Annotated in this window: 13 protein-coding genes; 1 reads left to right on the top strand and 12 read right to left on the bottom strand. The window is 46.0% G+C overall.

The window, feature by feature from the left end; translation table 11 throughout:
• Positions 1-239: 239 nt before the first annotated feature.
• From gcvH to ACQCN2_RS12860, 8 genes are all read right to left on the bottom strand, one after another.
• Positions 240-620 carry a glycine cleavage system protein GcvH gene (gene gcvH / locus ACQCN2_RS12895; protein ID WP_426929322.1) on the bottom strand — a complete coding sequence of 127 codons (381 nt, stop codon included), beginning with the start codon at positions 618-620 and terminating at the stop codon, positions 240-242.
• 60 nt (positions 621-680) lie between these two features.
• The gene (locus ACQCN2_RS12890) at positions 681-1133 is read right to left on the bottom strand and encodes a redoxin domain-containing protein (protein ID WP_426929321.1); all 453 of its coding nucleotides are present in this window, start codon (positions 1131-1133) and stop codon (positions 681-683) included.
• Positions 1134-1295: 162 nt separating this feature from the next.
• Positions 1296-1844 (bottom strand): peroxiredoxin, encoded by a 549-nt coding sequence (locus tag ACQCN2_RS12885; protein ID WP_426929320.1) that lies wholly within the window; start codon positions 1842-1844, stop codon positions 1296-1298.
• Positions 1845-2095: 251 nt separating this feature from the next.
• The gene (locus tag ACQCN2_RS12880) at positions 2096-3286 is read right to left on the bottom strand and encodes an aminotransferase class I/II-fold pyridoxal phosphate-dependent enzyme (RefSeq protein ID WP_426929319.1); all 1191 of its coding nucleotides are present in this window, start codon (positions 3284-3286) and stop codon (positions 2096-2098) included.
• The gene (locus ACQCN2_RS12875) at positions 3287-3646 is read right to left on the bottom strand and encodes an arsenate reductase family protein (RefSeq protein WP_426929318.1); all 360 of its coding nucleotides are present in this window, start codon (positions 3644-3646) and stop codon (positions 3287-3289) included. It lies immediately after the preceding gene.
• An 87-nt stretch (positions 3647-3733) separates the two neighbouring features.
• Positions 3734-4306: a hypothetical protein gene (locus tag ACQCN2_RS12870; protein WP_426929317.1), complete on the bottom strand. Its 573-nt coding sequence runs from the start codon at positions 4304-4306 to the stop codon at positions 3734-3736.
• Positions 4307-4420: 114 nt separating this feature from the next.
• Positions 4421-4609: a hypothetical protein gene (locus ACQCN2_RS12865; RefSeq protein ID WP_426929316.1), complete on the bottom strand. Its 189-nt coding sequence runs from the start codon at positions 4607-4609 to the stop codon at positions 4421-4423.
• Between the two features lie 55 nt (positions 4610-4664).
• Positions 4665-5468, bottom strand: a complete 804-nt coding sequence (locus tag ACQCN2_RS12860; RefSeq protein WP_426929315.1) for a DUF2797 domain-containing protein — start codon at positions 5466-5468, stop codon at positions 4665-4667.
• 135 nt (positions 5469-5603) lie between these two features.
• Between ACQCN2_RS12860 and ACQCN2_RS12855 the strand changes: the two genes are divergently transcribed.
• Positions 5604-6302, top strand: a complete 699-nt coding sequence (locus ACQCN2_RS12855; protein ID WP_426929314.1) for a polysaccharide deacetylase family protein — start codon at positions 5604-5606, stop codon at positions 6300-6302.
• A gap of 91 nt (positions 6303-6393) precedes the next feature.
• Here the strand turns inward: ACQCN2_RS12855 and ACQCN2_RS12850 are convergent, their stop codons facing one another.
• From ACQCN2_RS12850 to ACQCN2_RS12835, 4 genes are all read right to left on the bottom strand, one after another.
• Positions 6394-7122, bottom strand: a complete 729-nt coding sequence (locus tag ACQCN2_RS12850; RefSeq protein ID WP_426929313.1) for an amino acid ABC transporter ATP-binding protein — start codon at positions 7120-7122, stop codon at positions 6394-6396.
• 344 nt (positions 7123-7466) lie between these two features.
• Positions 7467-8645: an MFS transporter gene (locus ACQCN2_RS12845; RefSeq protein ID WP_426929312.1), complete on the bottom strand. Its 1179-nt coding sequence runs from the start codon at positions 8643-8645 to the stop codon at positions 7467-7469.
• 21 nt (positions 8646-8666) lie between these two features.
• Positions 8667-10751: an ABC transporter ATP-binding protein gene (locus tag ACQCN2_RS12840; RefSeq protein WP_426929311.1), complete on the bottom strand. Its 2085-nt coding sequence runs from the start codon at positions 10749-10751 to the stop codon at positions 8667-8669.
• Between the two features lie 3 nt (positions 10752-10754).
• Positions 10755-12506 (bottom strand): ABC transporter ATP-binding protein, encoded by a 1752-nt coding sequence (locus tag ACQCN2_RS12835; protein WP_426929310.1) that lies wholly within the window; start codon positions 12504-12506, stop codon positions 10755-10757.
• Between the last annotated feature and the right edge of the window lie 120 nt (positions 12507-12626).

Below are 12626 nucleotides of genomic sequence, written 5' to 3'. Positions count from 1 at the left end.
TGTAAAGGAGAACCCATCTGGCTGCTAGTCTAAAAAGATACCATTTCATCCAACATCTCTATCCCCTAGTCTGTACTACTATATTATCGAAAAACCAATGGAATGACTAGTATTTATCTGACTATTGCAAATACTGGTCATTTATGTCAAAAGACATGCTATTTGGAAGTACCTATGCGTCAAAAATCCTTTGAATAGAAAAAAGCCGGAATAATCCGGCTTTCTTGATGAATAAATAATTATTCTTTTACCATCGCTTCGTATTTAGCGGCATCCATAAGTTTATCCAGTTCACTGGTGTCGCTCATTTCAACCACGATCATCCACGCTTTATCGTAGGAAGAGGAGTTGACCAATTCCGGTTCGCTCTCTAATGCTCCATTAACTTCAACTACTTTACCGCTAATAGGCGCATACAGTTCAGAAACAGTTTTAACGGATTCGACACTTCCAAATGGCTCATCTTGCTTCAGAGTGGCGCCAACTTCCGGCAACTCAACAAAAACGATATCGCCTAGCTCGGATTGAGCGAATTCTGTAATCCCGATATATGCCTTGTTACCTTCTACACGTACCCATTCGTGCTCTTCGCTGTATCGAAGCTCTTTTGGAAATTCCATCTCTTAAACTCCTCCTAATTAGTCTGTTGATGATTATCTTCTAAGTATTGGACAAACATTCTAGTTTTCCTCTTCGATTTCCAAAATTCGATGTAAACGTTTTTTTACCAGGTTCAAACCTTTCTCACCAGCCTGGAAATGACGAAGCTGAAGGCTTTCATCAAACAGATAATAGGCAGGCACAAACTCATTTTGGAAGGCATCGGTTGTCGTCATTTCATTATCAATCGCAATTGGATGAGTCAACTCGTATTGAGCAATCGTTTCCTTGATCGTTTCGATATAGGTGTCAGCCTCGGAGCGGGGCATATGAATGCCAATCACCCTCAACCCATTGTCCGCATATTTATCGCGCCATTCATTAATTTGGGGAAGTGACTCTTTGCACATATAGCAGCTAACTGACCAGAAATGAACAAGTACAGGCTTTCCAGCCAGATCAGCCTTCGTTACTTGTCCGTTAACCCATTCTGTAATCCCGGGGAAATCAGGCAATTCTTCACGTAAGCGCATCGGAACATCTCCTTTTATAGGTGAATGGCAACTACACAGAACCCAAATCTATAGAAAAGCGTTTGGAAATATTATACACCCGAAGATGGGTAAAAAAGGACCTAACATTGTTAGATCCTTTTCATTTCTTGCATGTGAGTATTGTCGGAGATTGATCCGCTCTTACTTCGCTACCAAGTGTTTTTGGCCTGGACGCCAGTTCGCTGGGCAAAGACCACCGGATTGAAGAGCTTGAAGAACACGAAGAGTTTCGTCGTTAGAACGACCAATGTTCAGATCATTTACTACTTGATATTTAAGAACGCCTTCTGGATCGATGATGAACAATCCGCGGAATGCAACACCCGCTTCTTCATCAAGAACGCCGTATGCGCGAGCAGTTGTTTTGTTAAAGTCAGCAGCGAGTGGGTAGTTCAAGCCGCCAAGACCGTTTTGGTCGCGAGGAGTGTTGATCCATGCGCGGTGAGAGTGAATAGAGTCAACAGATACACCCAAAACTTCTGCGTCAAGATCTTTGAAATCTTCGATAGCATCAGAAAGAGCGATGATTTCTGTTGGGCATACGAAAGTGAAGTCAAGTGGATAGAAGAAAAGCACTAACCATTTGCCTTTGTAATCGGAAAGAGATACTTTACCGAAGTCTTTACCATTTCCCAAAGCTGTCTCTAAAGTAAAATCTGGAGCTGGTGCGCCAATTAAACGTTGTGTCATATGTAACAACCTCCCTAGAGTTTAAGTAACTTGTTTACAATCTACATCATATCAAAACAGCCAGTTTATAGTCAATATAATGTAGTAATAATTTTTATTAGGATCGGAGTATCGCCAGTTGAAAGTCTACCCTCTGCCTCTCGCCTTTATACTCCGGGTTGCAAGAATACTTATTTTCTCATAGAAAACTTGACGATGCCAAGCCTCTGGCGCCGGTAGAGCCTTAGTTGCACTTGGATCAATAAGAATTTTTATAAATTCTTATCGACCAATAAACCACTAGCTTCGATGCGATTGGCTACTTCTACGAGTACATCCGGGTCCTGAACAAGGGCAATTCTCACATAGCCTTCTCCCTCATCCCCGAACGCGTTGCCTGGGATCACGACTACACCCGCTCGCTCCAGCAAGGCAAAAGCAAATTCACGAGACGTCCAGCCCTCTGGAATAGGCGCCCACACAAACATAGTCGCTTTGGGAGGTTCGATCTTCCATCCGATTTTCTCGAGGGAAGCAAGCAACACATCTCGCCGTTCTTGATAAATGCTGCTCGTCTGATTAGAATAATCTCCTGACATGTCAGCTTCCAGCGCTTTGATGGCCATCTCCTGCACCGGGTTGAACACCCCATAATCTATGTTCGATTTCACGACCGCAAGCGGATGAATGATCTCCTGATTCCCCACCACATAGGCGATCCGACAGCCGGCCATGTTGAAGCTTTTGGAGAAGGAATTGAATTCCACCCCGACATCCTTTGCCCCCGCCGCTTCCAAGAAGCTGGGCGGTCGATACCCGTCGAATGCCATCTCCGAGTAGGCGAGATCATGTACGACGATGATGTCGTGTTGTTTGGCAAAAGAGACGACTCTCTCAAAAAAAGAAAGTGTCGCAACCCCCGAAATGGGATTATTCGGATAATTGAGAATCATGAGTTTAGCGCGTTGCCGAATCTCCTGAGGAATGGCCTCCAGGTCGGGCAAGTAATCATTTTCCGCGCGAAGCGGCATTGGGTACAACTCGGCTCCCGCAAGATGCACACTTCCAGCGTAGATCGGATAGCCTGGGTCAGGTACCAGTACGACATCTCCTGGATCGGCCCAAGCCAATGCCATATGCGCTAAGCCATCCTGCGATCCCATTAAGGAATGGACTTCCGTCTTCGGATCAAGCTCAACCCCAAAACGAAACTGATACCACTTCGCTACCTGTTCACGAAAACGCGCGGACCCCTCCGAACCGGGATAACCGTAACTGTCTGGACGAAGAACCGCGTTTGCCAACGCTTCTCTCAGATACTCGGCGGGAGGTTTGTCAGGACTTCCTATTCCCAGATCGATCACCGACATTTTTTTCGCAATCTCTTGTTTGCGTCCAGCCATCTCGGTAAAGATGGCTGAACTTAAGTGATTCAATCGTTTGGATGGATGACGTGGACTCATCTATTGATTCCTCCAGACACTCATCTCGTCTTCTTTGAAACCAACCGTTACTCGATTATCTCCGACGATCAACGGGCGTTTGATCAGCTTGCCGTTAGACGCAAGCAATTCCAGCATCTCGTCTTCACTCATGTTCGGAAGCTTGTCTTTTAGCTGCAACTCCCGATAAAACTGTCCGCTGGTGTTGAACATTTTTCTCAGATCAAGCCCGCTGCTTTTCCAGATACGGCGCAGTTCTTCTTTGGACGGCGGGGCCTCTACAATTGGAATTTCATCAAAAGCGATATTCTCCTCTTTCAACCATTGCTTGGCTTTGCGGCAGGTTCCGCATTTATCGTACAAATAGGCTTTTACTGTCATAGATTGAGTCCTCTTTTCAACTAAGATGTAAATTTATGCTACAAATAGCTTATGTATTCTTGCGATCGATTGCAATATATTAGAGTGCTAAGTGGATACAATCCTTTTAGCTGTTTCTAAAACCTTTGTATAGTTAGCTTCCTCAACAGGAGAATAACTGGTCTCATAAATGGTACCCCTTAACAAATCCCAGCACACGATAGTGTCAATATTCGGAATACCAAACGCAAGCTTAAAGTTTGAGATTAGTGTTTTGAAAACCTGAAACCAGTATCGAACTTCATCTAACTTTCCGAATTCCAAAAATATAATTTTCCTGTTTTTCACATCGTACAAGTAATAAAAATCAATATCTAATCTTTTGGAACTAAGTAGTAAGTCCTTCGAAATACTAATTGAATTCATTTCATAGCTTAACGCCTCAAAGGGTAACTCATAGTTACTATAAGCTAAATGGTTAAACATATTTAGAAATCCTACAGTTAATTGTCTTGCATATTCTCTTTCTTTATATTCAATAACGCTTAATTCTCGATGCTTTTTAAAGGCTTCTGACAAAACAGGATATGTGTCCCGAATTGCTAACGCAAAATGTTTTTTGTCGGATTTTGGGTAACCAAAATGAACTCGATAAAAACTATATAAAGATGGTAACCTCATAATCTCAACTCCAATCAGAAAGTGAAATTTTCTGATTATTATATCACTAACTTATTTGGATAAATGAAGAAAAGCCGTTGAATGTTTGACATTTCAACGACTTAAAAATTTATTCTATTCAATTGGTAACTCATGTTTATCGCGAGGCGATTCTTCCTCTTCGGGGTTGACCTGCCACATCGCCTGAATCGGGCTATAGGACATTCCTAGATCATCCAGATCCGCTGTCTCGGCCAATGTCCCCGTCAACTCCCCTTGATATTCCACTCGGCTTTTTACAGGTACGCTTTGCTTCTTCGCCATCTGCAACAACCTCCCCTTGATCTTTAGGAACTGTTGTCTCAGTGTGACTCAACTCTTATAACGTTATCCGCACATGATAGCCAGCGTGTTTGCGTACTTGAAATACTCCAGTGTCCAAGATCAGGTATTGCGCCTTCACACCAAGCAGCTTGCCGGTGATGGTTTCCTGCTTGTCCAACGTGATTGAATTGATTTTATCCAAGGTTTCCAAGATGGGATAGGCTATATCCACCCATTCGTCTTCTTTCAATTGATATGGTTTGAACTGTTCTGGAAAAAACTCGTATACTTCATCGCGAAGATTGCGTAAATCCACCTCTTTGACGTCACCTTTGAGCATTTTGCGCCAGTTGGTTTTGTCCGGCAAGTATTGGCTTAAATGTACTTCAAGCTCCCCGGCCATTTTGCGTGTCGGCAACTCAGCAATGGGAATCGCGCGAATGGCGCCTTGATCAACCCAACGCTTCAATTGATTGTTTTTGCGGGTTAATCCAACCTTCACGTCACTGGAAACAGCGAGATAGACATAGTGTGGGATCATGCAATGAGTTTCACCGAAGCTGTTATCCCGACAGGTTCCTTGATCGTAGTGGCACTCATGAGGCTTGACGATACACAAGTCGTTTTCTGGCAGGCTCGTAAAGCAGGGATAGCAATAACCGCTGTTAAAGGTCTTATTGGTTTTGCGTCCACAAGCGATACAGTTCTTCTGCCCAAGATAAGCGACCGAAATTTCTTGTCCAAGCCACTCGTTTAGTGGAACGCGATCTTCATTTATTTGCAAATAGTAATCAACAGGTTGGGTTTTGCCATGATAGGTATGGGTTAGGCTATGCAAGATGCCGCTTACTTCCAACATTAATCTCTCCTTATCGTACGTAAATTAGCTTCTATTGTAACACATTCCGGGCGTGAGATTTTACAGGCATGAATCCCTCAATAACGGTGAACCTATGGTTAGGATATTTGGAACAGAAAGGAGTGTCCTAGCACCTTGCGCAGGCTTGTCATGATTCTCGTTACCATAAGCGCTCTCCTATACTGGTCTCCAACCGCTTGGGGCAGTAAAGCTTCGTTTGAACCCATTCATCGCATTGATACGCAGCGAAAAGTCATCGCCCTTACCTTTGATGACGGCCCTGATCCCACGTACACTCCTTTAATTCTGGAGACATTGCATAAAAACGGGGTTCCGGCCACATTTTTTGTGCTGGGATCTCAAGTGGACAAATTCCCCAAAATTATCCGCTGGGTGAAAAAAGCGGGTCATGAGATTGGCAGTCACGGATATTACCATCATGATTTACATCGATTGACGGAGCAGGAGATTTACGACGATATTAAACGTGCGGAAAAATCCATTTGGCGACAAACCGGTATCCTCCCCCAATATTACCGCCCTCCAGGTGGTGTAGTCACGCATGATGTCACCAATGCCGTACAAGCGTCTGGTTACGATCTTGTTCATTGGTCGGTAGATCCTCGTGATTGGTCCTTGCGGCGTACGGCTGCTGTGATCGCCGAAAGCGTGAAATCCCATACAAGATCGGGCGATATCCTTTTGTTTCATGATGGTGGACTCAATCAGCGGCAAACGATTAAAGCCCTGCAAGAGCTCATTACTGACCTGAAGTCCAGGGGGTATAAATTTGTAACTGTGAGTAAATTGCTTGAGCAGGGGAAGGTGAGGTGAGAAAAGACTTCGAGTGGACGAAGTCTTTTCTCTAGCGGGCTTACGCGAAAGGAAGGACTCCGCGCATACTGCGGAGTCCTTTTCGTTTCGATTATCCTGAAATTCTCTTCAAAAAAGAACGCAAACGCTCATTCTTCGGGTTGGCAAAAAACTGATCGGGCTTTCCTTCTTCCACGATATACCCTCCATCCATGAAAATGACACGATCGCCTACTTCACGGGCAAATCCCATCTCATGCGTAACCACGACCATGGTCATTCCCTCTTTGGCCAGGTTCTTCATGACGGCTAACACTTCTCCCACCAATTCCGGATCAAGGGCCGAAGTCGGCTCGTCGAACAGCATGACTTTTGGATTCATCGCTAACGCACGAGCGATCGCCACCCGCTGCATCTGACCGCCAGACAAGCGATCCGGGTAAACATCAGCCTTGTCTTTTAGTCCTACCTTCTCAAGCAACTCCAGTCCTCTTTTGCGCGCTTCTTCAGCGGCCACTTTTCTGACCTTTATCGGAGCGAGCATGACATTCTCCAAAACCGTTTTATGCGGAAACAAGTTGAAGCGTTGGAACACCATCCCCACTTCTTCTCGTACCTTATTAATATCTGTCTTGGGATCCGTGATATCGTATCCATCAATAACAACCTTGCCGCTGGTCACGTCCTCCAATTGATTGAGACAACGCAGAAACGTACTTTTACCAGAACCGGACGGACCAATGACACAGACGACTTCACGTTCTTCAATCTGGGTGGTGATGCCTTTTAATACTTCGAGTTTTCCATAATATTTATGAAGATCCGTAACTTGAATGATCACGCTGCATGTCCCCCCTGATCAGTTGTCTCTATTCTCTGTCTATTCTATCTCAACACCTACCCTTGTAAAAGTATGAATTTTTCGTTTATTCCGACATAATTAAATTTATTGATCAAATAAAACTCGATAGTCCAACAAAAAAAGAAGGGAGTCCTTCTCCCTTCTCTGGTTCTTATCCCAAATATCTCATGCTAAAAAAACTGGCGACAAAAAACAAAATCCAAATGACGCCACGCTTGACTGAAGACGGTGTAAGCAACAGTCTCACCTGCCTGTCTCTTGGTTACTACTGCTACTATTCCTCGAAAGGAAAATCTCATACCCCATCCTGTCAACACTAGTCATTAGGAAGCGATCGTCTCGGAACTGGCTGGCAACCGTTTGGTTTTGGACCGAAAAAATAACCCCGCCAAACTAAACGAAAGAAGCAAAGCGCCGATCAGATAGAACATCCATCCAGGTGTACCGTAATCGATAAAGACTCCATTCACATTGGGAGCCATGATACTGGCAATACTGAAGTTCACGCCAGCGATGATTCCGGCAGTCGGGATCATCCCCTCAGCAAGAATATCGGAAGCAAACGCCAGTCCTAACGAGTAAAAAGAACCAACTGCTGCTCCAGAAAGCGCGAGCAAGCCCATAATCAACCAAACATTGGCTTCGGCTAACGGGATCAACATCATCGCAAGTCCTCCGGCAATGGCACAGAGAATCATCACCTTTTGGCGGCCAATCCGATCACTTAATGTCCCTAACGGAAGCTGTAGAACTAAGCTGCCCACCACAAACGAGGGTAAAATAATCGAAACCCACTCTGCGGATAGCCCGATGCGGAGCGCATAGATGGGAAAGCTTCCGTTAAGCGACGATTCCATAAACCCATACAGGAAGGACGGAAGCAAAGCGAGCCAGGCCAGTTTAACAACGAGGACATAACGGTTTTGGCCTTTGGCGATCTGCTCGACAGGAGGAGGATAGGCGTTCTTCAAACGATTGACCAACCCAAAGGCGATGACCGCAAATAGACTTAACGTCATAAAAGGAGCCCACAACCCGACCTGCAACAAATTGATCCCAAGCGGTCCAATACTAAAACCTACGCCATAAGCCAACCCGTAAATGGACAAGTCCCTTCCCCTTCGCTCAGGCGGCGTAATCGCAGCTACCCACATTTGGCTGGAATAGTGCAGGATCGAATCCCCGATTCCCATGAGCATACGCAGGACAAACCAGATCGTTAATCCGTGTAGAAATGGCAGACAAATCGTTGCAACGGTCATAATCAGCAACCCAAGCAGGAGCGTACTTCGGTAGCCCAATCTGCGGAGTGGAACTTCCAGCCACGGAGAAACGAGTATGATCCCAAAGTACATCGCGGCCGCATTCAGTCCGTTGGCAATCGATGAAACTCCCTGTTCCTCCAGTAATATCGCTAGTAGCGGCAGAGTTAATCCCTGATTCATCCCGGCAATACAAACAATGCCGACTAACGTCCAGATGGTATATCGTGATGACTGCATGAATGATGTTTCTCCTCTCTTTTACACATCCACTCGCTCGGCAACTTGACCTAGCTGAAGCTGATACATTTTGTAATACAAACCGCCGTTCGCCATTAATTCTTCGTGGTTTCCCCGTTCAATGATTTCTCCTCGTGAGAGAACTAGAATCTGATCAGCGTGCTGGATGGTCGACAAGCGGTGGGCGATCATGAAGGTCGTCCGTCCGCTGGATAAGACGTAGAGGGCCTCCTGGATTGCTGATTCTGTTTCACTGTCGATGTTGGCCGTCGCCTCATCGAGAATCAGAATCGCTGGATTATGCGCCAACGCGCGGGCGAAGGAGATTAACTGACGTTGTCCAGACGAAAGCGTCGCTCCTCGCTCCACAACCGGCTCTTGATAGCCTTGGGGCAATTGACGGATAAACTCATCCGCTCGCACAGCCTGAGCTGCTTCCAGTACTTGTTGATTCGTCACTTGTTCATTATACAAGCGAATGTTAAACGAAATATCTCCGGTAAACAGGAATGGATCCTGCAAAACCAGCCCTACATGCTCGCGGAGTACCTCGGGCTTTATTTTACTCATGTCTTGACCGTCGATGGTGATTTTTCCTTCTTTAATTTCATAGAAACCAAGCAAAAGGTTCATAATCGAGCTTTTTCCCGAACCAGTGTGACCAACCAACGCGACCGTCTGCCCAGGCTCCGCTGTAAAGGAAACATTTCGCAGAACAGTTTCTTGGTCGTTATAGCCAAAGGAAACATTGTCGAACACCACTCTCCCTTGTGGCCTTGGAAAATTCGTCTCTTCCTTCGCCGCAATCGTGGGTTCATCCAGCACCGCAAATACACGTTCCGATGCGGTAATCGCCTGCTGCAATTGTGATAATCGCTGCATGATCATATTAATCGGTTCGAAAAATCTGCCCATGTAATCAATGAAGGCGTACAAGATCCCGAACGAAACAAACCCGTCAAAGGATGCGGAACCGAAGTACCAGATAATTAGTGTAAGCGTCAAATTATACACGAAATCAACGGCGGGTCGCAGCAGTAGCGCCTCCAGCTTGTTTTCTCTCATCCGACCTTCGAAATATTCGTTATTCAGCTGATTAAACTCTTGGGACACACCTTTTTCCCGACGAAACGCCTGCACAACTACCATGTTTTGAATCATTTCATTCAGCATGGCATTCATGTCGCTTAACCGCGCGCGAATCAGGGCATAAGCTTTGGAGCTATACATCCGATAAACGATCACCAAGACAGTCAGTATCGGTAATGCAAGGCAACAGAACATCGCCAATTTCGGCTGCAAAAGAAACAAAGCGATTAAGATTCCGATTAAATAAACCCCATTTTGGGCGAATGTTGCCAACACACTGACGTACATCTCTCGTATCGCTTCCGTATCATTCGTCACCCGTGATACCAGTGAGCCAACCGGCGTACGATCAAAAAACGACACCGGAAGCTTCTGCAAATGAGCAAACAAATCGATTCGCATGCGTTGAATAATGCGCTGCGCTGTGGTTTGCAAGGAGATTAACTGGACGTAGTTGATTCCCGCAGAAGCCACAATCAGCATAGCATAGCCCCCGAACAGCCAGAGTAACGGAGAAAAATCATTGCGATAAAGCGATAACACCTCATCGGCTGATAATTGCTCTCCTTTTCGCTCGATTCGATCATTCCCGTTCTGAACCACCACCGTCACAAGCTGTCTCCCGTGAGGATCTACAGCGCTCGGTGTAATGACTCGTTGACCTTCCTTTGGCAGCTCGCCCTCAATCAGGTAGTAGTTCTTGCCTTCAGCGATTACCTGTCGGAGCTGACCTTGTGCCTGTTGGCCGCCCGGACTTAGCCAATCCTCACGAATCAGATAGGAAGATCCGATTTGAACCACACGTGAGGCCTCCTCATTCCCCGCGGGTTGTTGTGAATAGGCGTACCAACGCTTTTGAATGCTGAGGATGTGGTCGTCAATGGCAATCTTCGCGATAAAAGGGCCCGCAAGCTCCGCACCTGTTCCCAATATTAATAGAAAGAGCGCGATCCAGATGCTTTTTTGGTAGTGTCGGGCGTATCCAATTAACCGTCGTATTACGGATGATCCTTTCATCGGCTATTCCCTCCCTCCCGCAAGAACCTCTTCCAGCTGTTGGCGGCGATATTGGTCAGCGTACCAGCCATTTGCTTCCATCAACTGCTCGTGTGTTCCTTGTTCCACAATCTGACCTTCATCCAAAACCAGAATCTGATTGGCATGCTGGACAGCCGAGAGACGATGGGCGGTAATAATGGTTGTCTTTTGCGTACGCTCTTCACGCAAATGCTGTAAAATCTTTTCTTCTGTCCTCGCATCTACTGCCGATAAGGAATCGTCCAGAATCAAAATCTCGGCATCCAGCAGCAGGGCTCTGGCAATCGAAATCCGCTGTTTTTGACCGCCTGACAGCATAACGCCCTTCTCCCCGACCACTGTATGAATTCCTTCCGAGAACTGTTGCAAATCCTGCGCCATCTCAGCTAGGCGAAGAGCATCAAGTACATCCTCTGTTGTTGCTTCCGACTTGCCAAACGCCACGTTTGCTTCAATTGAACGCGAAAAAAGAATATGCTCTTGGGGAACATACGCGATTTTTTCCCGAAGCGTAGAGAGACTAATCTGTTCAATGGGACTTCCCGAGACAAACAGGCTGTTATCCGGTAAAGGATACTGATGCAACAAGCTGCGGCATAACGTTGATTTACCGCTTCCCGTTTTGCCTACGATCCCAAGCGTTTCGCCTGCTTTTAACTCGAAGCTGACGTCAACTAAAGCAGGGCGTTCTGTATTCGGATAATAGAACGTCAGATGATTCGCTTGAATGTTGCTGTTAGAGAGAGTAGTGGCCGCGGCTTGCGCGTCCTGCACATCGGGAACCTCCGTAAGCAACTCCTGCAGTCGCTTCAGTGACGCACTCCCTCGTTGCATAATGTTCATCAGCCAGCCAAAGGCAAACATTGGCCAGATTAACAACCCGAGATACAGATTAAAAGCGACCAAATCCCCCAAAGAGATCTGGCTGTAAAACACCAGAATGGACCCAAAGCCTAATCCGATCAAGAAGCTGAATCCGATGATAATGGAAATGGTCGGCTCAAATAGGGCATCAATTTTCGCGACACTCACATTGCGTTCAAGGGTCTCTTCGCTTACCTGGGTGAAGGCATCAATGTCCTTTTTCTCCTGGACAAAGGCCCGAAGAACACGCACACCCGTAATCGACTCCTGCACATGATCATTCATATGACCAAACGCTTGCTGCGCAAGAAAATAGCGTTCATGCAGCAACTTGCCGTAGTAAGCGGTCGCCCACGCCAGAAAAGGCATCGGGATCAAGGCGGCCAGCGTCAATCTCCAATCGATGGAGATCATCATCGTGCCAAAGGCAAGCAGTGTCATGAAAAAAGAGTCCACTAATGTCAACACACCCATCCCGGCCGTATTCTCAATCGCCGGAATATCATTGGTCGCTACAGCCATCAAATCCCCTGTCCGTCTCCGATGAAAGAAAGAAGGCGACATTCTTGTGAGCTGACCAAACAATCGTTCACGCAACGTACGCTCCAAAATAAGCGATCCGCCAAACAATAAAAACCGCCACATATATCGCAATCCATAAAGGCTGACTCCTACCCCCAGCAAAATCGCAATAGTCTGAATTAATATCGGCTGAGTCATTGTCCCAAGCCGCATATGATCAACCGTACTTCCCACTAGTCTAGGTGGAATCAATTGCAGAACATCAATGATAAATAAAATGAATATCCCCACTGCATAACGCTTCCAATATGTACGAAAAAACCAGCCTAATTGCCGAAACGTATCCACCGTATCTCTCCTCTCGCAAGCAACCCTTCACGTGTAAAAACGAGGCATTCACCAGCCAACAGGCAAAGGTGAATGCCTAAGATGAAACCATTTTATCCTATGATGTCTTGGATTTCTTGA

The sequence above is a fragment of the Brevibacillus ginsengisoli genome (assembly GCF_050113715.1).
Lineage (GTDB): Bacteria > Bacillota > Bacilli > Brevibacillales > Brevibacillaceae > Brevibacillus_H > Brevibacillus_H ginsengisoli.
The sequence above is the reverse complement of the archived record's forward strand: the minus strand, read 5'-3'. Positions and strand labels throughout refer to the sequence as shown.